The 19,390-nt window shown below is 74.2% G+C and carries 21 protein-coding genes; 8 read left to right on the top strand and 13 right to left on the bottom strand.

The window, feature by feature from the left end; genetic code table 11:
• Positions 1-23 precede the first annotated feature (23 nt).
• From C593_RS0126040 to C593_RS0126025, 4 genes are all read right to left on the bottom strand, one after another.
• Entirely contained in the window at positions 24-869 is an 846-nt protein-coding gene (locus C593_RS0126040) for a fused MFS/spermidine synthase (RefSeq protein ID WP_018850265.1), read from the bottom strand.
• Positions 870-943: 74 nt separating this feature from the next.
• Positions 944-2,119: an elongation factor Tu gene (gene tuf / locus C593_RS0126035; protein WP_018850264.1), complete on the bottom strand. Its 1,176-nt coding sequence runs from the start codon at positions 2,117-2,119 to the stop codon at positions 944-946.
• Between the two features lie 99 nt (positions 2,120-2,218).
• Positions 2,219-2,341, bottom strand: a complete 123-nt coding sequence (locus C593_RS33975; protein WP_018850263.1) for a hypothetical protein — start codon at positions 2,339-2,341, stop codon at positions 2,219-2,221.
• A 193-nt stretch (positions 2,342-2,534) separates the two neighbouring features.
• On the bottom strand, positions 2,535-3,350 hold the full coding sequence (locus C593_RS0126025; protein WP_018850262.1) for a DNA alkylation repair protein: 816 nt from the start codon (positions 3,348-3,350) through the stop codon (positions 2,535-2,537).
• Positions 3,351-3,399: 49 nt separating this feature from the next.
• Here C593_RS0126025 and C593_RS0126020 point away from each other — a divergent pair, with 49 nt between their 5' ends.
• From C593_RS0126020 to lnt, 5 genes are all read left to right on the top strand, one after another.
• Positions 3,400-4,113, top strand: a complete 714-nt coding sequence (locus C593_RS0126020; protein ID WP_018850261.1) for a TVP38/TMEM64 family protein — start codon at positions 3,400-3,402, stop codon at positions 4,111-4,113.
• Positions 4,114-4,373: 260 nt separating this feature from the next.
• Positions 4,374-5,246, top strand: coding sequence for an undecaprenyl-diphosphate phosphatase (locus C593_RS0126015; RefSeq protein ID WP_018850260.1), 873 nt, complete (start codon positions 4,374-4,376; stop codon positions 5,244-5,246).
• A 293-nt stretch (positions 5,247-5,539) separates the two neighbouring features.
• Positions 5,540-5,713, top strand: a complete 174-nt coding sequence (locus tag C593_RS33465; protein WP_199790091.1) for a hypothetical protein — start codon at positions 5,540-5,542, stop codon at positions 5,711-5,713.
• A gap of 90 nt (positions 5,714-5,803) precedes the next feature.
• A complete protein-coding gene (locus tag C593_RS0126005) occupies positions 5,804-7,078 on the top strand; it encodes a methyltransferase (RefSeq protein WP_018850258.1) in 1,275 nt (424 codons plus the stop codon).
• 194 nt (positions 7,079-7,272) lie between these two features.
• Positions 7,273-8,922, top strand: coding sequence for an apolipoprotein N-acyltransferase (gene lnt / locus C593_RS0126000; RefSeq protein ID WP_018850257.1), 1,650 nt, complete (start codon positions 7,273-7,275; stop codon positions 8,920-8,922).
• Here lnt and C593_RS0125995 read toward each other — a convergent pair.
• A complete protein-coding gene (locus C593_RS0125995) occupies positions 8,843-9,751 on the bottom strand; it encodes a Gfo/Idh/MocA family protein (RefSeq protein WP_018850256.1) in 909 nt (302 codons plus the stop codon). The genes lnt and C593_RS0125995 overlap by 80 nt on opposite strands.
• A complete protein-coding gene (locus tag C593_RS0125990) occupies positions 9,748-11,013 on the bottom strand; it encodes an FAD-dependent oxidoreductase (protein WP_018850255.1) in 1,266 nt (421 codons plus the stop codon). Before C593_RS0125990 ends, C593_RS0125995 begins: the two co-directional genes overlap by 4 nt.
• A gap of 115 nt (positions 11,014-11,128) precedes the next feature.
• Here C593_RS0125990 and C593_RS0125985 point away from each other — a divergent pair, with 115 nt between their 5' ends.
• From C593_RS0125985 to C593_RS31110, 3 genes are all read left to right on the top strand, one after another.
• The gene (locus tag C593_RS0125985; protein ID WP_018850254.1) at positions 11,129-11,755 is read left to right on the top strand and encodes a TetR family transcriptional regulator; all 627 of its coding nucleotides are present in this window, start codon (positions 11,129-11,131) and stop codon (positions 11,753-11,755) included.
• A 155-nt stretch (positions 11,756-11,910) separates the two neighbouring features.
• Entirely contained in the window at positions 11,911-12,423 is a 513-nt protein-coding gene (locus C593_RS0125980) for a DinB family protein (RefSeq protein ID WP_018850253.1), read from the top strand.
• Positions 12,424-12,546: 123 nt separating this feature from the next.
• On the top strand, positions 12,547-13,053 hold the full coding sequence (locus tag C593_RS31110; RefSeq protein WP_199790090.1) for a hypothetical protein: 507 nt from the start codon (positions 12,547-12,549) through the stop codon (positions 13,051-13,053).
• 117 nt (positions 13,054-13,170) lie between these two features.
• On the opposite strand, the gene C593_RS0125970 is transcribed toward C593_RS31110, so the two are convergent.
• The 7 genes from C593_RS0125970 to C593_RS0125940 all read right to left on the bottom strand — a co-directional run bounded on the left by C593_RS0125970 (position 13,171) and on the right by C593_RS0125940 (position 19,369).
• Positions 13,171-13,659, bottom strand: coding sequence for a hypothetical protein (locus C593_RS0125970; protein ID WP_026278085.1), 489 nt, complete (start codon positions 13,657-13,659; stop codon positions 13,171-13,173).
• A gap of 144 nt (positions 13,660-13,803) precedes the next feature.
• Positions 13,804-14,487, bottom strand: a complete 684-nt coding sequence (gene ung / locus C593_RS0125965) for a uracil-DNA glycosylase (protein WP_018850251.1) — start codon at positions 14,485-14,487, stop codon at positions 13,804-13,806.
• A gap of 118 nt (positions 14,488-14,605) precedes the next feature.
• Positions 14,606-16,186, bottom strand: a complete 1,581-nt coding sequence (locus C593_RS0125960) for an ABC transporter substrate-binding protein (RefSeq protein WP_018850250.1) — start codon at positions 16,184-16,186, stop codon at positions 14,606-14,608.
• A 131-nt stretch (positions 16,187-16,317) separates the two neighbouring features.
• Positions 16,318-17,079: an SDR family oxidoreductase gene (locus C593_RS0125955; protein WP_018850249.1), complete on the bottom strand. Its 762-nt coding sequence runs from the start codon at positions 17,077-17,079 to the stop codon at positions 16,318-16,320.
• A gap of 18 nt (positions 17,080-17,097) precedes the next feature.
• Positions 17,098-17,859, bottom strand: coding sequence for a 3-oxoacyl-ACP reductase FabG (fabG, locus tag C593_RS0125950; protein ID WP_018850248.1), 762 nt, complete (start codon positions 17,857-17,859; stop codon positions 17,098-17,100).
• A 221-nt stretch (positions 17,860-18,080) separates the two neighbouring features.
• A complete protein-coding gene (locus C593_RS0125945) occupies positions 18,081-18,464 on the bottom strand; it encodes a DUF3037 domain-containing protein (protein WP_018850247.1) in 384 nt (127 codons plus the stop codon).
• Entirely contained in the window at positions 18,461-19,369 is a 909-nt protein-coding gene (locus tag C593_RS0125940; protein ID WP_026278084.1) for a HipA family kinase, read from the bottom strand. The genes C593_RS0125945 and C593_RS0125940 overlap by 4 nt, the downstream gene beginning before the upstream one ends.
• Positions 19,370-19,390: the final 21 nt, after the last annotated feature.

The raw sequence follows: 19,390 nt of genomic DNA, 5'->3' as shown, positions 1-19,390 counted from the left end.
CGCTCGGCGCGGCCGGGGCGGGGTCAGCCGATGCCGAACGCGCCGGCCGGCGGCTCGGGTGAGGGGACCGCGTCGGCGTCCCGCACCGGGCGGGCGTCCCCGGTGAAGCGCGCCAGCGCCGGGCCGTGCTCGACCCGGGCGGGGAAGGCGTCGGCCGCCGCCCGGCGGGCCAGCCCCGCGAGGTCCAGGGGGACCCGCGCGGCCACCAGGACCGCGTTGCCGAAGCGCCGGCCCTTGAGCACCGGGGGCTCGGCGATCAGCGCCAGCTCCGCGAACACGGCCGCGAAGGTGGCCAGCTGGGAGCGGAGGAAGGCGAACGGCGCCCCGTCGGCGAGGTTCGCCGCGTAGAGGCCGCCCGGCCGCAGCACCCGGGCCGCCTCGCGCGCGTAGTCGAGCGAGGTGACCTGCGCGGGGACGCGGGAGCCGCCGAAGACGTCCGCCACCACCACGTCGGCGCTGTCGTCCGGCTGCCCGGCGAGGAAGGCGCGGGCGTCCGCCGTGTGCACGGTGATGCCGCTGCCGGCCGGCAGCGGCAGGCACTCGGCGACGAGGGCGGTGAGGCGTCCGTCCCGTTCGGCCACCGTCTGCCGGGAGCCGGGGCGGGTCGCCGCGACCCGGCGCGGCAGGCTCAGCGCCCCGCCGCCGAGGTGCAGCACGTCCAGCGGCTCCCCCTCGGGCGCCGCGCAGTCGAGGACGTGCCCGAGGCGGCGGGCGTACTCGAACTCCAGGTGCTCCGGGTCGTCGAGGTCGACATACGACTGCGGTGCCCCGTCGACGGTCAGCAGCCAGGCCCGGGCGCGGTCGACGTCCGGCATCAGCTTGGCGGTGCCGCCGTCGACGGCGCGGGTGACGGGGATGGGGTCGTTCACCGTGTCATTGTGCCCGCGCCCGTGCCCGCGCACGGAAAGGGGGCGGCCCCCTCGGGACCGCCCCCGCCGAGGCTTCAGAGCACCTCGGTCACCGTCCCGGCGCCGACCGTGCGCCCGCCCTCGCGGATCGCGAAGCCGAGCCCGGCCTCCAGCGGCACGTCCCGCCCCAGCTCCACGGTCACGGCGACCGTCTCACCGGGCCGGGCGACGGCCGCCCCGCCCAGGTCGATGTCGCCGACCACGTCCGCCGTGCGGAGGTAGAACTGCGGCCGGTACCCGCTGGAGACCGCCGTGCTGCGGCCGCCCTCCTTCGCCGACAGCACGTACACCTGCGCGGTGAAGCGCCGGGCGGGCACCACGCTGCCGGGAGCGGCGACCACATGGCCGCGGCGCACCGCGTCCCGTGGCAGGCCGCGCAGCAGCAGGGCGACGTTGTCCCCGGCCTCGGCCGACTCCATCGGCTTGCCGAAGGTCTCCAGGCCGGTGACCACGGTCTCCGCGTCCGCGCCGAGGACCTGCACCCGGTCCCCGACGCGCACGGTGCCGCGCTCCACGGCCCCGGTGACGACGGTGCCGCGGCCCGTGATGGTGAGCACGTTCTCCACGGACAGCAGGAACGGGGCGTCGGTGTACCGCACGGGCATGGGCACATAGGTGTCCACGGCGTCGAGCAGGGCCTCGATCGCGCCCGTCCAGCGCGGGTCGCCCGCCAGCGCCCGCAGCCCCGACACCCGCACCACCGGGGCGGACTCGCCGCCGTAGCCGTGCGCGGTGAGCAGGTCGCGGACCTCCAGCTCCACCAGGTCGGTGAGCTCGTCGTCGCCCGCGTCCGCCTTGTTGAGCGCGACCACGATGTGGTCGACGCCCACCTGGCGGGCGAGGAGGACGTGCTCGGCGGTCTGCGGCATCACGCCGTCGAGGGCCGAGACGACGAGGATCGCGCCGTCCAGCTGGGCGGCCCCGGTGACCATGTTCTTCACGTAGTCGGCGTGCCCGGGCATGTCGACATGGGCGTAGTGGCGGGTGTCGGTCTCGTACTCGACGTGCGCGATGTTGATGGTGATACCGCGCCGGGCCTCCTCGGGGGCGCGGTCGATGCGGTCGAAGGCGACGTAGGAGGTGCCGCCCCCGGCGCGCTCGCTCAGCACCTTGGTGATGGCGGCGGTCAGCGTGGTCTTGCCGTGGTCGACGTGGCCCATGGTGCCGATGTTGAGGTGCGGCTTGGTGCGCACGTATGCCGTCTTGGACATGGCGGAGTGTGTTCCTTCCCGGAACCGCTCGGAGCGTTCGGGACCCCTGGAGCCTGCCGACCCTCCCCCTGCGGGGTCCGCCGGACTGTCCGGGAAGGGTCAGCGTCGTGCGCCGTCGAGAGCCGCGGCCGCTGCTGCGGCGGCCGCCGCCGGGAAGAGGACGGCAGCCTTCGGCGCGTCCGCGACTGCGGACGGCGGTGCGAGGAAGGCGTACCGGAACATGCGTCGATCATCGGGGACGGGGGCGCGCGGCGTCGACCGGTTTTCGGGTGGTGCGGGGGTGTGCGCGGCCTGATACGGGGTCAGGCCGCAGGCGGGGGGTTCGCGGCCTGATACGGCGTCAGGCCGTAGGCGCGGGGTGTTCGCGGCCTGATATGACGCAGCGTCAGGCCGTACGCACGGAGCGGGGGTTCCGTCAGGCGGGCGGCAGCGGACCCAGGTGCTTCGCCGCCTCGCGGACGGACAGGGGCGAGAGCCGGTCGCGCGCGCCGGCCAGGAACCGGCGGACCGCGTCCGGGTCGGTCCGGGCGTACTCCCGCAGCGCCCAGCCGATGGCCTTGCGGATGAAGAAGTCGGGGTGGTCCGCGCGCCGCAGGCAGTAGCCGAAGAGCCGGTCGGTGTCGGTGCGCTCCTTGTAGCGGAGCTGGTGGAGCAGGGCGGTACGGGCCACCCACAGGTGCTCGTCCCCGATCCAGCGGTCCATGTCGGCGCGGAGGGCCGGGTCGGCGGCGACCAGGGGCCCGGCGACATGGGCGGCGAGCGTGTCCACCGTGTCCCACCAGGGCACGGTGGTGACGAGACGGAGCACCACGGGCAGGAAGCCGGAGCCGCAGCGCCCGACATGGCGGCGCAGGTAGTCGGCGGCGAAGTAGTGGTACTCGCGCTCGGGCAGCGCCCAGCAGCCCAGCGCGACGGCGGCGCAGTCGCGTTCCGCCGGGTCCGGCAGCCCGGCCAGGGCCTCGCGCGCCAGTCGCCGCCGCAGCGGGGTGGGGATGCCGAGGAAGGGGGCGACGTCCTTCATGTACGCGGCGGCCCCGGCCGCCCGCTCGGGGTCGGCCGCCGCCGGGAACACCGCCGTCACCCGGGCGAGCACGGTGTCCGCGAGCGGGGTGCGGCCGGGCTGCGGGGCGGGGGCTGTCTCCGGGGCGGACCGCGGTGCCGGGCCCGCGCCGGCGTCCGGGCCCGTTGCCCGGTCCACAGGCGCCGCCGGGTCCGGGGACGAGTGCGTCATAGGGCACAGATTACGGCGATCGGACACCTTCGTCGGTTAGTCTCCCCGGATGCTCGCCCCCGCCCCCCGGCCGGTCTCCGGCCTCTCGGTCCGCGCGTCCAGGGCCGTGTTCTCCCCCTGGTCCCGGCTTTCCCTGCTCCTCGTGCTGCTGGCGTCGGCCGCCGTCGCCGTCGTGCTGTACGAGCCGCAGAGACTGCTGTCCGAGGGCCTTCCGCAGGTGAGCGGGGTCGCCGCGATCGTGCTGTTCGCCGTCGGGTACGGCCTGTGCACGGCGGCCTTCGTGCCCCGGCCGATCCTCAACCTCGCCGCGGGCGCCCTCTTCGGCACCCAGGCCGGCGTCCCGGCGGCGGTCGCCGGGACGGTGGTGGGCGCCGGGATCGCGTTCACCCTCGGCCGGCTGCTCGGGCAGGAGGCGCTGCGGCCCCTGCTGCGGGGGCGGTGGCTGCGGGCGGCCGACGGCCAGCTCAGCCGGCACGGCTTCCGTTCGATGCTGGCGATACGGCTGTTCCCCGGGGTGCCGTTCGCGGCGGCCAACTACTGCGCCGCGGTCTCCCGGATGGGCTATGCGCCCTTTCTGCTGGCCACGGCCCTGGGGTCGATCCCGAACACGGCCGCGTACGTGGTGGCCGGCAGCCGGGCCGGGTCGCCCACCTCGCCCGAGTTCCTGATCGCGATGGGCTTCATCGTGCTGACCGGGCTCTGCGCCGCGGTGGTGGCGTGGCGCAGGCGCCACCGGCTGCCGGGCACCCCCCTGAACGGGTGATCGGCGCGGCTCCCACGGGTGATCGGCGCGACTCCACGGCGTGTTCAGGGTCCCGTCATTTTGGGGCGCTACAGTGCCCCCGACCGGCGTCGGGCCCCCTCGGCGCACGCTCCGGCGTGCGCGTTTCGGGCCCTTGTCCGTATGGGCGCCTGAACGATCGTCAGCACGGTGAGCGACTCAGGAAGGGCCCCGATACCTCAGCGCCGGTCCGGGCGTTCACCGGGCGGGCCGTGATCACTTCTTGGGTGGCATAGCTTTCAATGTCTTGGTTCGAATCATTCATCCTCGGACTCGTCCAGGGGCTGACGGAGTTCCTCCCGATCTCCTCCAGCGCGCATCTGCGGCTGACCGCCGCCTTCGCGGGCTGGCAGGACCCCGGCGCGGCGTTCACCGCGATCACCCAGATCGGCACGGAGACGGCCGTGCTCATCTACTTCCGCAAGGACATCACCCGGATCCTGACGGCGTGGACGCGTTCGCTCACCGACAAGGCGATGCGCTCCGACCACGACGCCCAGGTGGGCTGGCTGGTGATCGTGGGGTCGATCCCGATCGGTGTCCTGGGGGTGACCCTCAAGGACCAGATCGAGGGACCGTTCCGGGACCTGCGGCTGATCGCCACCACCCTGATCGTCATGGGCGTGGTGCTGGGCGTCGCGGACCGGCTCGCCGCCCGTGACGAGGCCGGCGGCAGGCACCGGGTGAAGCGCGAGCGCAAGACGCTGAAGGACCTCGGGGTCCGGGACGGCCTGATCTACGGCTTCTGCCAGGCGCTGGCCCTGATCCCGGGCGTCTCCCGGTCCGGCGCGACGATCAGCGGCGGCCTGCTGATGGGCTACACCCGCGAGTCGGCGGCCCGCTACTCCTTCCTGCTGGCGATCCCGGCGGTGCTGGCCTCCGGGCTGTACGAGCTGCGGGAGGCCGGGGAGGGGCACGTCTCCTGGGGGCCGACGATCTTCGCGACGCTGGTCGCGTTCGCCGTGGGGTACGCGGTCATCGCGTGGTTCATGCGCTTCATTACCACCAAGAGCTTCATGCCCTTCGTGATCTACCGGATCCTGCTGGGCATTGTGCTGTTCATCCTGGTCGGGACGGGTGTGCTGAGCCCGCACGCGGGCGAGTCCGGCCACTGAGCCGGGCGGCGCGCGCCTTCGAACCACCCTGCCGCGGGCCCCTGTCGGGGCCCGCGGTGCCGAACTCCCGTGCCGTGCCGCCGCGTCCGGGCCCCGCGGGGCGCGGGCCGTTCATGACTTGCGTCACTGCGCAAGAGTCCGGAGCGCCGGGAGTGTGGGGGATTCTGTGAAGGAACGTGTGGCGTTCGTGCTGGTGGGAGGGGTGCGGGCGGCCCGCGACCCGCTCCGGGGGAAGGTCCGGCGGTGATCATCCGATGGGCGGGGAGCACCCTCCGAGGCCGTAACCTGGGGACATGTCCCCCAGTCGCAACGAGCCCGTGAACACCATGACCGCCTCCGAGCTGAACGCCCGGATCCGAGAGCTGTGGCTCGACGGGGAGCTTCCCGACGACCGGCGCGGGGAGTACGAGGCTCTGGTCCTGGAGTGGGCGGCGGCGGCACGCGTGGACGTGGGTCCGGCGGCCTGAGCCCGCGCGGGCGCGCGACGCCCGGGTCCCGCGCGCGACGGCCCGAGCCCGGGCGAAGGGCCCTGCGGGAGGCCCTACCCTGAAGGCACGATGAACCGTCTGACCACCCCCTGGGGCGCCTTCGACCTCGCCCGCTTCCCCGAGGACCCGCGCGATCGACTGCGTGCCTGGGACGCCGCCGACGAGTATCTGCTGCGGCATCTGCACGGGACGGACGACTCCCCGCCCGTCGCGCTCACCGGGACGGTCGCCGTCCTGGGCGACCGCTGGGGCGGGCTCTCCGTTCCGCTCGCCGCGCACCACCCGGTGGTCCAGATCAGCGACTCCCACCTGGGGCAGCGGGCCACCCTGGCGAACCTCGACCGGGCCGGGCTGCCGAGCGGGTCCGTAACGCTGCTCACCGTCCGGGACGCGCCGCCGGAGCGGATCGACGTCCTCCTGGTCCGCGTCCCCAAGAGCCTGGCACTGCTGGAGGACCAGCTGCGCCGGCTGGCGCCCGCTTTGCACGCCGGCTCGGTGGTGGCCGGCACCGGGATGGTGAGCGAGATCCACACCTCGACGCTGAAGCTGTTCGAGCGGCTGGTCGGGCCGACCCGGACCTCCCTCGCGGTGCGGAAGGCCCGGCTCATCCACACCGCCCCCGACCCGTCCCTCCCCCGCACGCCCGGCCCCTGGCCGCTGCGGTACGCCCTGCCGGACGGCATCGGCCCGGTCTCGGGCCGGACGGTCACCAACCACGCGGGCATCTTCTGCGCCGACCGGCTCGACATCGGCACCCGCTTCTTCCTGGGCCATCTGCCCGAGCGGAAGGGGCCCGACGAGGTGGTGGACCTCGGTTGCGGCAACGGCGTGGTCGGGACGGCGGCGGCCCTGGCGAACCCCGGCTCCCGGGTCACCTTCGTCGACGAGTCCTTCTCCGCCCTCGCCTCGGCGGAGGCGACCTTCCGCGACAACGTGCCGGACGGGCGGGCCGCGTTCGCCGCGGGCGACGCGCTGTCGGCACTGCCGGACGCCTCGGCGGACCTGGTGCTCAGCAACCCGCCCTTCCACTCCCACCGCGCGACCACGGACACCACCGCCCGCCGGATGTTCGCGGACGCCCGCCGGGTGCTGCGTCCGGGCGGTGAACTGTGGGTCGTCGGCAACCGCCACCTCGGCTACCACATTCGGCTGCGCCGGCTCTTCGGCAACTGCGAGGTGGTCGCGGGCGACCCGAAGTTCGTCGTCCTCCGCGCGGTCCGCGGCGAGGGTGCGGCGCCACGGTCCGAGGGCACGGGCAGGGCGCAGCCCGAGCCCGCCGCCCGGCGCGCCGGCGCGGCGCGCCCGCGCGGAGGCCGCCGCCCGCAGCGGCCCCGGGGGGCGTAGGACGCGGGCGGGGCGCGGCACCCCGACGCCCGCTGTTCACACGGCCCGCCGGCCGGCGGGACTGCCCCGGCGGGGAGCCGCCTCCCGGGCGCGCCCGGGCCCGGGGTGGGCACCCCGGGCCCACTGTCACCACGCGTCCCCGTACCCCACACTGGTGGCTCCGTGCCCCACACTGGTGGTGAGGGAGGCGCCGTATGCGTATGCCGGTCGTCCCGCGTGCCGGGCAGGCGTGGAGGATGCCGTCCGGTCCGGCCTCCTGGGCGCCCCGGTGGCGCGGGGTCGCCGCGGTGTTCGCGGGGGCGCTGCCCGTGCTCGCGTTTCCGGAGCCCTCGCTGTGGTGGGCCGCCTACGTCGCGCTGGTGCCCTGGCTGCTGCTGCTGCGGACCGCGCCCACCGGCCGGCGGGCCCTGGTCGAGGGGTGGCTCGGGGGGATCGGGTTCATGGCCGCCGTGCACCACTGGCTGCTGCCGTCCCTGCATGTGTTCCTGCTGGTGATCGCCGCGCTGCTGGGACTGCTCTGGGCGCCGTGGGGGTGGCTGGTGCGGCGGACCACGGGCGGGACGCCGACGGCCCGGCGGGCCCTCGCCGCGCTGGTCGTGGTGCCCTCGGGCTGGCTGGCGGTGGAGCTGGTGCGGTCCTGGGAGGGGCTGGGCGGGCCCTGGGGGCTGCTCGGGGCCTCCCAGTGGGAGGTCGGCCCGGCGCTGCGCCTCGCCTCGGTGGGCGGGGTGTGGCTGGTGAGCCTCGTGGTGGTGGCGGTGAACACGGCGGTGGCGCTGCTGGTCGCGGTCCCGGGCGCCCGCCCCTCCGCGCTGGCCGGCCTGGTGGCCTGTGCGACGGCTGCGGCCTCCGCCTGGGCGTGGGCGCCGCAGCCCCGGGAGGCCCCCGGCGTGCGCGTCGCCCTGGTGCAGCCGGGCGTGGTGGGCGGCCCGGAGAGCGCGGAGCGCCGTTTCGACCGCGGGGAGGCCCTGACCCGCACCCTGGCAGGGCAGGGCCCGCCGCCGGACCTGGTGGTGTGGGGCGAGAGCAGCGTCGGGGCGGACCTCGCTCTGCGCCCGGACCTGGCGGAGCGGCTGGGCGCGCTCTCCCGGGACGTGGGAGCGCCGCTGCTGGTGAACGTGGACGCCCGTAACGGCGATGCCTCGGGCCCGGGCGGCATCTACAAGAGCTCGGTCCTGGTGGGCCCGGACGGCCCCACGGGCGACCGGTACGACAAGATGCGGCTGGTGCCGTTCGGCGAGTACGTCCCGGCGCGCGGGCTGCTGGGCTGGGCGACCTCGGTGGGCCGGGCGGCGGGCGAGGACCGGCTGCGGGGCGAGGCGCCGGTCGTGATGACCCTCCCCCCGGCGGCCTCGGACGGCGGTCCTGGCGGTCAGCGGATCGGGCCGCTGGTGTGCTTCGAGACCGCGTTCCCGGACATGAGCCGGCATCTGGTGCGGGAGGGCGCGGAACTGCTGGTGGCCCAGTCGGCGACGTCCTCCTTCCAGGACAGCTGGGCCCCGGAGCAGCACGCCTCCCTGGCGGCCCTGCGGGCGGCGGAGACCGGTCGCCCGATGGTGCACGCGACCCTGACGGGCGTGAGCGCGGTGTACGGGCCGGACGGGCGGCCGGCCGGTCCGGCGCTGGGCACGGAACGCAGCACGGCCGCCGTGTTCGAGGTGCCCGGCGCGACGGGGACCACCCTGTTCGTGCGCTTCGGCGACTGGCCGGTGTTCGGGGCGCTGGCGGTGCTGGCCGCGTTCGCCGCCGTGGCCGGCCGGCGCCGGTTCAGGAGCCGGCCTGCTCCAGGGCGCGCAGGACGATCCGTTCGCACAGCTCGTGCGTCCGCAGGGCGTCCTGGGCGCTGAGGGTCTTTCCGGCGCGCACCGCGTCGAGGAAGGTGTGCACGGCCTGCTCGATGCCGCGCTGGCGGGCGACGGGCACCCAGTCGCCGCGCCGCCGGACGCTGGGCTGGCCCTTGTGGTCGACGATGTCCGCGAGGTTGCGCACCTCCCGCTTGGCGTCCTGGCCCGAGACCTCCAGGACCTCCTCGGCGGAACCGCTCATCCGGTTCATGGTGCCGATGGCGGTGAAGCCGTCGCCGGAGAGGGTCAGCACGACGTGGTGCATCAGCCCGTCGACGATCCGGGCGCGCACATCGGTGTGTTCGACGGGCCCGGGGGCGAGGAAGCGCAGGGTGTCGACGACATGGATGAAGTCGTCGAGGACGAGGGTGCGGGGGTCCTCGGGGAGGCCGACGCGGTTCTTCTGGAGGAGGATCAGGTCCCGCGGCTGCTCCAGGCACTGGGCGTAGCCGGGGGCGTGGCGTCGGTTGAAGCCGACCGCGAGGGAGGTGCCCCGGACCTCGGCGAGGGCCACGAGCCGCTCGGAGTCGGCGAGTTCGTAGGCGAGCGGCTTGTCGACGTAGGTGGGCACGCCCGCTTCGAGGAGGCGGGTGACGATCTCGGCGTGCGCGGAGGTGGCCGCGTGCACGAAGGCGGCGTCGAGACCGGTCGCGAGGAGGCTGTCGAGTTCGGTGTGGCGGCGCTCGGCGGGGACGTGGTGCGTCTCCCCGACCCGGGCGAGGGTGGCGGGGGTGCGGGTCTGGAGGTGCAGTTCGGTCCCGGGGAGGGTGGTCAGGACCGGGAGGTACGCCTTCTGCGCGATGTCGCCGAGCCCGATGCAGCCGACCTTCACGGAGTCTCCTTCGTCGCCTTGGTGGCCGTCGCGGCGCCGGGGGCGGTCCGCCCGCCGCTCGCGCCGTGTGCCCGGGCAGCATACGTCTCCTGCGGGGGCCGCCAGTCGGCGATGTCGTCGAAGGTGCGCAGCACCAGGCCGGGACCGAGGCGGGAGGCGGCGGACATCAGGGCCTCGCGGACGGCGACGGCGGGGCGGCTGTCCAGGGCCATCAGCCGGGCGACGCGGGCGGACTTGCGCACGATGCCCGTGGTGCGGGGCAGACGCTCGGCGCTGTAGGCGGCGAGGGCGGCGGCGGTGTCCGTGCCGGGGGCGAGGTGGTGGGCGAGGACGACGGCGTCCTCGACGGCCTGGTTGCCGCCCTGGCCGAGGCAGGGGGTCATGGCGTGGGCGGCGTCGCCGAGGAGCGCGGTGCGGCCCCGGTGGTGGGCGGGCAGGGGGTCGGTCATGTGGTGGACGTCGTTGCGGAGCACCCCGCCGGGGTCGGCGGCGGCGATCACGGCGGGGATGGGGTCGTGCCAGGTGCCGAAGCGGCGCAGCAGTTCGGCCCTCTCGTCGTCGGCGGGCGTCCCGGCGGGGACGGTCGCGGCGGCGTACGCGTAGACCCGGCCGTCCTTGAGCGGCTGGGTGCCCCACAGGGCGCCGGGGCCCCAGGTCTCGTGGGGGACGAAGGGGGCGTCGGGGGCGGGGATCACGATGCGCCAGGCGGTGAGGCCGGAGTAGGCGGGTCCGGGGTGGTCCGGGAAGAGCCGGCGGCGGACGGCGGAGTGGATGCCGTCGGCGCCCACGACGAGGGCGGCCTCCAGCTCGCCGTCGGGGGTGGTGACACGGGCGGGCCGGCCGCCGGGCGTGCCGGGGTCTGCGAGTTCGCCGGGGCAGCCGGTGCGGACGGCGCCGGCGGGCAGCCGTTCGGCAAGGAGGCCGATCAGGGTGGCGCGGTGCAGCAGGACGAGGGGGCCGCCGAAGCGTTCGGCCGCCGCGCGGGCGTCGGTCCGGGCGAGCCAGCGTCCGGACGGGTTCCGCATCCCGCCCGGGCCCTGCCAGGCGGCGAGGTCGCGGATCTGCTCGCCGAGCCCGATGACGTCCAGGGCGCGCAGGGAGTTGGGGGCGAGGCTGATCCCGGCGCCGACGGGTTCGAGGGAGGGGGAGCGTTCCAGGACGGTGACGTCCCAGCCGCGCCGGGAGAGGGCGACGGCGGCGGTGAGGCCGCCGATTCCGCTGCCGATGACGACCGCGCGGGTGTCCGTACCGGTGGTGGGCATGGCTGCTCCTCGACACGTCGGTTGCGAGTCCCACGCGGGACTACAGCTGTAGTGAGCTCTCCCTCACCGTACTACACCTGCACTACACCTGTAGTCGACCGGGTAGCTTGTCCCCATGTCCGCACGCACCGCCACCCCCGCCCCCACCCCCGGCACCCCGCGCGCCGAGCTGATCGCCGACACCGCTCTCACCCTCCTCGCCGAGCGCGGGATGCGGGGGCTGACCCACCGCGCCGTGGACGAGGCGGCGGGCCTGCCGCAGGGCTCGACCTCCAACCACGCCCGCACCCGGCTCGCCCTGCTGGAGGCCGCCGTGCGGCGCCTCGCCGAGCGGGAGGCGGCCGTGCTCACCGTCGCGGAACTGCCCCCGCCGTCCGGCGGGCGCCCCGCGCTGCTGGACGCCATGGCGGTGGCCGTGCACCGCTACCTCACCCGCCACCCCGAACTCCTCGTCGCCCGCTATGAACTGGCCCTGGAGGCGGGGCGACGGCCGGAGCTGCGCGCCTTCTACGACCGGACCGGCGCCCGGTTCCGGGAGCCCCTGGAGGCGATGATGGCGGCGGCCGGATCGGCGGAACCCGGGCGCCACGCCCTCTCCCTGGTCTCCTGGTGCGAGGGGCTGATGCTCTCCTGCGCGATCGGCTCCTACCACCAGGCGGTCCCCTCCGAGGACGAACTGCGCACCGGGTTCGGTGAGTTGCTGCGCGGCATGCTCGGCGAGGGCGCACCGGCGGGCCGGTGACCGGACGGGCGGACGCCCGCGGGCGGACCGGGGCGGTCGGGACAACCGCTCCCGGGCGCCCGCGGGCCGAGTCCGGATAACCGCTCCCGGGCGCCCGCGGGCCGAGTCCGGATAACCGTTCGCCACTACCCCGTGACCTGCACCAGGATGGCCGGATGACGATCGACGAGCGCACCGAACCCCCCACCTGTCCCACCGAACGGGAGTCCCTGGAAGGCTTTCTGGAGTTCCACCGCCAGACCCTGATGAAGAAGTGCGCCGGGCTGACCGACGAGCAGCTGCGCACACCCTCCTCCCCTCCCTCCACGCTGACCCTGATGGGCCTGGTGCGCCATCTCGCGGACGTGGAGCGCTGGTGGTTCCGGATCGTCATGGCGGGCGAGGACCTGCCCGCGCTCTACTTCACCGACGAGGACAGGGACGGCGACTTCCGCACCACCCCGGAGACCACGTGGAGCGGCACGGTCGCCGACTGGGAGGCCGAGGTCGCCGCCGCCCGCGCGATCACCTCCTCCCGCGCCCTGGACGACATCGGCGCCGGGACCAACTCCCGCAAGGAGCGCTTCAATCTGCGCTGGATCCTCACCCACATGATCGAGGAGTACGCCCGCCACAACGGCCATGCCGACCTGCTGCGCGAGGCGATCGACGGCGAGACGGGCGAATGAGGCGGCGAACGGGCGGCGATTGAGCCACCCGGTGTGACGCGGCCGGATTCCGCGTCACCCGTGCGGGCCATTTCCGGCCGGTACGGCCCGGCAACCGGCCGCGCGCACAGCAGAGTTGCCCGCGTGCAGCGAACGAGAACCACAGCGAGGACGCTGGTCGGACTGGCGATGCTGGCGACGGCCGGGTGCGTGTCGGTCGAGCCCGCCCCGCCCGCCGGCCCGGCCGGTGCGCCCGCCACCGCCCCCGGCCGGCCGGGGGACCCGGAACTGGCGCCGCAGATCGTGGACGGCCCGGCCCGGGACGCGCTGGAGGCGGCCCTGCCGCCGGCCCGGGGCGCTTCCCCTCCCCCGCCGTCGCCCGCCGCGTCTCCGCCGGGCGAGCGGCCCGTCCCGCCGCGTACGGCCCCGGCACCGCCCGGACCCGCTCCGGCCGCCCGGCCGCCGGTGCCGCCCCGGGAGGCGTCGCCCGGCCTGCCGTGGGAGCGGGAGACCGCACTGCCCGCGCTGCCGTCCCTCCCGCCGCGCGCGTCGGAACTCTGCCGGCTCGGCGCCGACCACGGCGTCTGGCGTCCGGACGGCCGCGCAGACCGCCTCTGCCGCCGTGCCGCCGACGCCCGGGACGAGCGGTGACGGCCCGCCCGCGCGCGGAACGCCGCGCGACGCCCGCCGGCGGGCCTCCTGGCCCGGCGCCCGTCGAAGCGGACCCGTCCGGGAGGCCCTCGGGCCCCGGCGCGCCGGCCGGGCCCGTCAGTCCGGGCCCAGCGCGCGCTCCAGCCGGTCGATGGCGGCGCGGATCCCGTTCCCGTACCCGTCGTCCGCCAGGGCACCCGTCGCCGCGCGCGCCAGGTCCAGGTGGGCCCGGGCGTCCGCAGGGCGGCGCAGTTTGACGTAGTCGGCGGCCAGGTTGAGGTGGAGCGAGGGGTGCAGGGCCCGGACCGCGAGGCCGTCGCCGCCTTCCGGAGCCCCCTCGTCCGCCTGCCCGGTGCCGCTCAGCTCCCGCGCGGCGGACAGCGCCCGCAGGTCCCAGGCGAGTTCGTCGCCCGGGTCGTCCTGCACATCGGCCATGTAGTGGGCCAGGGTGCAGCGGTGCAGGGCGGCGCCGGAGCCGGCGATCTCCGACCAGAGCGCGGCGAGGCGTTCACGCGCCTCCGCGCGGTCGCCGCCGTGCAGCAGGATGACCGCCTGCCCGATCCGGGTCATCGTGGCGTCGCCCGGCTCCTCCTGCTGCTCCACCACGGCCTCCCGGTCACCGCACCCCGCGGCCGCGCGCCCTCGCGCACGGACGTCGAACCCCGACGCACCGAACAGTAGGTCGTGTCCGCCCCGATGCCCGTCAGGCTCGGGGCCCGGGGGCGAAGCGGTGCGCCGGGGGTGTGAACCTCAGCCGAGGTCCGGGATGCGCCAGTCGATCGGCTCGTGCCCCTGCGCGGCGACGGCCTCGTTGATGTGAGTGAAGGGGCGGGAGCCGAAGAACTTCTTCGCCGAGAGCGGCGAGGGGTGCGCCCCCTTGACCACGACGTGGCGGCTCTCGTCGATCAGGGGGAGCTTCTTCTGCGCGTAGTTCCCCCAGAGGACGAACACGGCCGGGTCCGGCCGGGAGGCCACCGCCCGGATCACGGCGTCGGTGAACTTCTCCCAGCCCTTGTTCTTGTGGGAGTTGGCCTCGCCGGCGCGGACGGTGAGGACCGCGTTCAGCAGGAGGACACCCTGCTCGGCCCAGGGCATCAGATAGCCGTTGTCGGGGACCGGGTGCCCCAGCTCGGCCTGCATCTCCTTGTAGATGTTCCGCAGGGAGGGCGGGGTCTTCACCCCGGGACGGACCGAGAAGCACAGCCCGTGGCCCTGGCCCTCGCCGTGGTACGGGTCCTGGCCGAGGACGAGGACCTTGACCCGGTCGTACGGGGTGGCGTCGAGCGCGGCGAACACCTCGGCCCGCGGCGGGTACACCGGCCCGTTCGCGCGCTCCTTCTCGACGAACTCGGTCAGCTCCGCGAAGTACGGCTTCTGGAGCTCCTCGCCGAGAACGCCGCGCCAGGACTCGGGCAGCATGCCGGTGTCGGTCACGTCAACAACCTCCGTGGGACGGGCGGTTCCGGGACCCCGGAACCGGTTTCCCCGAACCTACCCGCCACCACTGACAACGGGCCGGGCCGGCCGGTGGGACGGACCCACCGGCGCGGGCTCACCAGCTCTTCTTGCGGTACAGCTCCCACATCTGCATGACGGTCTGCGGGTCGAGGGCGCGCTCTCCGCCGCCGATCTCCTCGCTGGCCGCGACGTACAGCTTGCCCTGCCACAGCGGCAGCAGCCGCACGTCGTCGACGAGGATCTCCTGCGCCCGCTCGAACTGCCCCGTGACCGCGCCGCGGTCGCTCTCCCGCCGGGACTGCGGGAGCAGCTGGTCGGTGATCTCGGGGCTCTCGTACGGGGTGCCGAGGACGTTCTTGGCGCCCACGAACGGGGCGATGAAGTTGTCCGGGTCCGGGAAGTCGGGGAACCAGCCACGGCCGAAGACCGGGTAATCGCCGTTCTGGTAGCCCTCCTGGAACTCCGACCAGGGCTTGCCCTCGACGGTGATCCGGAACAGCCCGGTCTCCTCCAGCTGCCGCTTGATCTCGGCGAACTCCGGGGCCGTGGAGGAGCCGTAGCGGTCGGTGGTGTACCAGAACTCCAGCGGCACCGGCGTGCTGATGCCCGCGTCCTGGAGGATCTCCGCCGCCTTGGTCGGGTTCGGCTCGCCGAAGCGGTCGAAGAACTCGGTGGTGTGCCCGGCGATGCCCTTGGGGACCATCGAGTACAGCGGCTCGGCGGTACCCCGGTACACCTTCTCCACGAGCGCGCCCCGGTCGATGACCTGGGCGACGGCGCGGCGGACGGCGAGCTTGCCGGCGTTGCCGTCCTCGGGGTTGAAGACCAGGTAGCGGATGTCGGCGCCGACCGTCTCGACGAGCTGGAGGTGGTCGTTCTCCGGACGCTTCTCCTGGAGTTCCACGACCTCCTCGGCGGTCAGACCGCGGTTGATCGCGTCGATCTTCCCGTCCTTGAGGGCCTGCATCATCACGTCCGAGTCCTGGTAGTACTGGATCGTGACGTTGTCGTTCTTGATCTTGGCGAAGCCCTTGTAGTTCTTGAAGCGGCTCAGCACGGCCGACTGGTTCTTGGTGTACGAGTCCAGGGCGTAGGGGCCGGAGCCGGTGAGCTTGCCGTCCTCACGCAGCCCGCTCGACGGGTACTCGGACGGCGGGACGACGGACATGGCCGGCGTCGCCAGGATGAACGGGAAGGTCGCGTCGGCGGTCTTCAGATGGAAGGTGACCGTCCGGTCACCGGAGGTGCTGATCCGGTCCAGGGAGCCGAGGAGACCGTTGGGCCCGCCCTCGGCGTCGATGGTGCGGATGCGGTCGATGGAGTGCTTGACCGCGGTGGCGTCGAGCTTGTCCCCGTTGGTGAACGTCAGCCCCGAGCGCAGCTTGCACTGGAAGACCTTGTTCGAGGAGTCGGCGAAGCGGCAGGTCTCGGCGGCGTCCGGCTGGGGGGTGGTGGATCCGGTCGGGAAGCTCACCAGGGTCTGGAAGACGTTCCGGTACAGCTCCCACGACCCGTCCCAGGCGGCGGCCGGGTCGAGGGTGCTCGGCTCACTCGTCGTCCCGACGGCGATCTTCTGCGCCCCGTCGCCGTCACCGTCCGAGAACAGACCGCATCCTGCCAGCAGGGATATGGACGCTAGGGCTGCAGCGGCCTGCAGACAGGTCCGGTAGTACACCGTGCACGCTCCTCGTTCCGCCGTAGGTCGGCGAACCATACCGCAGCGCCCCGCCGGTTCAATCTGAAGGCCCGGCGGGGCACTTGGATCATCCAGGAACAAACCGCCTCAGGGCGGTTCGATGGGCGGCGTCAGTGCACGCCCGCGTTGAGGAAGATACCCCCATCGACGACCAGCGTCTGCCCCGTGATCCAGTCGGATTGTGCGGAGGTGAGAAAAGCGGCCGCTCCGCCGATGTCCTCGGGCACCCCGAGCCGCCCCAGCGGGTACGCGGCGGCGGCCTCCGCCTCGCGGCCCTCGTACAGTGCCTGGGCGAACCTGGTCTTGATCACGGCCGGTGCGATGGCGTTGACCCGGACCACCGGCGCGAACTCGTGGGCGAGCTGGACGGTCAGGTTGATCATGGCCGCCTTGCTCATGCCGTAGGCGCCGATGAAGGGCGACGGGGAGACGCCGGCGACAGAGGCGATGTTCACGATCGCACCGCCGTTCTCCCTCTGCCACGCCTTCCAGGTCTGCTGCGCGAAGCCCAGCGCCGAGATCACATTGGTCTCGTACACCTTGCGGGCCACGTTCAGGTCCAGCTCGGCCATCGGGCCGAAGACCGGGTTGGTGCCCGCGTTGTTGACCAGGTAGTCGACCCGGCCGAAGGCCGCCATGGCCGCCTCGACGGCCGCCGCCTGGTGGGCCTCGTCGTGCGCCTTGCCGGCCACGGCGATCACCCGGTCCGCGCCCAGGCGCTCCACCGCCTCCTTGAGCGCCTCCTCGCCGCGCCCGGTGATGCACACCCGGTCGCCCCGGGCCACCAGCGCCTCGGCGACGCCGTAGCCGATGCCCCGGCTCGCCCCGGTGACCAGGGCGACCTTTCCGCTGTCCGCGGTCTGCTGCGTCATGTCAGTCGTCCCTGGGTGTCAGTTGAGCGGTCCGCCGGCCACGTACAGGACCTGGCCGGAGACGAATCCGGCGTCGTCGCCCGTGAAGAAGGCGATCGCGTTCGCGACGTCCTCGGGGCGGCCGACGCGCTGGACGGGGATCTGGGTGGCCGCGGCGGACTGGAAGTCCTCGAAGCCCATGCCGACGCGGGCGGCGGTCTGGGCGGTCATCTCGGTGACGATGAAGCCGGGGGCCACCGCGTTGGCGGTGATCCCGAACTTGCCCAGTTCCTTGGCGAGGGTCTTGGTGAAGCCCTGGAGACCCGCCTTCACGGCCGCGTAGTTCGCCTGGCCCCGGTTGCCGAGGGCGGACGAGGAGGAGAGCGAGACGACGCGGCCGAAGCCCGCGTCCACCATGTGCTTCTGGCACGCCTTCGCCATCAGGAACGCGCCCTTGAGGTGCACGTTCACCACGGTGTCCCAGTCGGACTCGCTCATCTTGAACAGCAGGTTGTCGCGGAGCACGCCCGCGTTGTTGACGAGGATGGTGGGCGCGCCCAGCTCCTCGGCGACGCGTGCGACGGCGGCCTCCACCTGCGCGGCGTCGGAGACGTCGCAGCCGACGGCGATCGCCCGGCCGCCCGCCGCAGTGATCTTCTCGACCGTGTCCTTGCAGGCCGCCTCGTCGAGGTCGAGTACGGCCACGGCACGGCCCTCGGCCGCGAGCCGGAGCGCGGTGGCGGCGCCGATGCCGCGTGCGCCGCCGGTCACGACGGCCACGCGCTGCTCGGTGGTGGACATTCTGGTTCTCCTCGCCCTTGAGCCCGTCAATCCCTGGGCCGGGTCCCGCGGCCGCCGCCCGCGTGCGGTGCGCTGTCCGCTCCGCACACGCTCGTACGCCTGAGCGACCGCTTAGTACCTCGGCAGGAAGGACGCTAGAAGCCCTGGCACCCGGTGTCAACGGCGTCGGAGTGCGGCGTCGCATCTCACACGGGTGCCGCGCCGCGCACGCCTGCGCCGGCTCAGCGCACCAGGAGGTCGAGCAGGCGCTCCACCTCCGCCTCCGGGTCGGCGGTCAGGCCGGTGTGCACCGGGCCGGGCTGGACCACCGTCGAACGGGGGGCGATGAGCCAGCGGAAGCGCCGCCCGGCGTCGTCCCGGGCCGCCTGTCCGGCGTCCTCCCCGCCGAGGCAGACGCCCTCGACGGCGGCGAGCGCGGCCCGCACCCCCGTGACGTCGGCGTCCGGGTCCAGGGCCGTCAGTTTGGCGTGATCGAGATGGGTCCGGGCGGCCACGAAGGACCGGGCCCGGCAGTAGACGACCACGCCCGCGTTGAAGCACTCGCCGCGCTCGACCCGGGGCACCACGCGCAGCAGCGCGTACTCGAAGACGTCCCGCCCGCTCACCGGCCGGCCTCCTCGGTCCGCGTCACGCCGTGCTCCTTCTGCTGCTGCTTCGAGGGGTTGTTCCCGGTCGCCTGCTTCTTCGACGGGTGGGGCCAGGCCGGCAGATGGTCGGTCAGCCAGCCGGGCGGCTGCGGTGCCCGCTCGGGGGCGGGGGCGCCCAGGGTGACGCGCTCGTGGATGCCGGGGGCCCGGGCGAGCAGGGTCTCCACATAGGCCCGGCGGACCTCGTCGGGCGAGGCGAAGCCCGGCTCGCCCTCCAGCCAGGCGTCGGGCACGTCGGCGGCGGCCTCGGTCAGCAGCTCCTCGGTGACCAGCGGGGCCAGCGCCTCGGCGGCGGCACCGACATCGGGCGCGAAGCGGGCGAGGGCGCGGTCGGAGGCGTCGTAGGGCTTGGCGGCGGAGGCGGCGGCGCCGGGCCAGTTGTGGTGCCAGATCATGGTCGCGCCGTGGTCGATCAGCCACAGGTCGCCGTGCCAGACGAGCAGGTTGGGGTTGCGCCAGGAGCGGTCCACGTTGTTGATCAGCGCGTCGAACCAGACGACCCGCCCGGCCTCCAGCGGGTCCACGGAGTAGGCGAGGGGGTCGAAGCCGAGGGACCCGGGCAGGAAGTCCATGCCGAGGTTGAGCCCGCCGCTCGCCTTCAGCAGTTCCTGCACCTCCTGGTCCGGCTCGGAGAGCCCGATCACGGGGTCCAGCTCCATCGCGACGAGCTCGGGCACCCGCAGCCCGAGCCGCCGCCCGAGCTGCCCGCAGATCACCTCGGCGACCAGGGTCTTGCGCCCCTGCCCGGCCCCGGTGAACTTCATGACGTACGTGCCGAGATCGTCGGCCTCGACGATCCCGGGGAGCGAGCCGCCCTCACGCAGGGGCGTGACATAGCGGGTCGCTACGACCTCTTGCAACAATTTCCCAGGCCACCCATCTCT

Source organism: Streptomyces sp. CNT372 (assembly GCF_000377145.1).
Note: the sequence above shows the minus strand (reverse complement) of the source record. Positions and strands in the feature narration are given on the sequence as shown.

Coding starts and splice junctions, on each gene's coding strand:
- fabG (WP_018850248.1), bottom strand. CDS start 17,859: ATGTCCACCACCGAGCAGCGCGTGGCCGTCGTGACCGGCGGCGCACGC.
- C593_RS0126005 (WP_018850258.1), top strand. CDS start 5,804: ATGAACCGTCTGACCACCCCCTGGGGCGCCTTCGACCTCGCCCGCTTC.
- C593_RS0125980 (WP_018850253.1), top strand. CDS start 11,911: ATGACGATCGACGAGCGCACCGAACCCCCCACCTGTCCCACCGAACGG.
- C593_RS33465 (WP_199790091.1), top strand. CDS start 5,540: ATGTCCCCCAGTCGCAACGAGCCCGTGAACACCATGACCGCCTCCGAG.
- C593_RS0125955 (WP_018850249.1), bottom strand. CDS start 17,079: ATGACGCAGCAGACCGCGGACAGCGGAAAGGTCGCCCTGGTCACCGGG.
- lnt (WP_018850257.1), top strand. CDS start 7,273: ATGCGTATGCCGGTCGTCCCGCGTGCCGGGCAGGCGTGGAGGATGCCG.
- C593_RS0126015 (WP_018850260.1), top strand. CDS start 4,374: ATGTCTTGGTTCGAATCATTCATCCTCGGACTCGTCCAGGGGCTGACG.
- C593_RS33975 (WP_018850263.1), bottom strand. CDS start 2,341: ATGTTCCGGTACGCCTTCCTCGCACCGCCGTCCGCAGTCGCGGACGCG.
- tuf (WP_018850264.1), bottom strand. CDS start 2,119: ATGTCCAAGACGGCATACGTGCGCACCAAGCCGCACCTCAACATCGGC.
- C593_RS0125985 (WP_018850254.1), top strand. CDS start 11,129: ATGTCCGCACGCACCGCCACCCCCGCCCCCACCCCCGGCACCCCGCGC.
- C593_RS0126025 (WP_018850262.1), bottom strand. CDS start 3,350: ATGACGCACTCGTCCCCGGACCCGGCGGCGCCTGTGGACCGGGCAACG.
- C593_RS0125990 (WP_018850255.1), bottom strand. CDS start 11,013: ATGCCCACCACCGGTACGGACACCCGCGCGGTCGTCATCGGCAGCGGA.
- C593_RS0126020 (WP_018850261.1), top strand. CDS start 3,400: ATGCTCGCCCCCGCCCCCCGGCCGGTCTCCGGCCTCTCGGTCCGCGCG.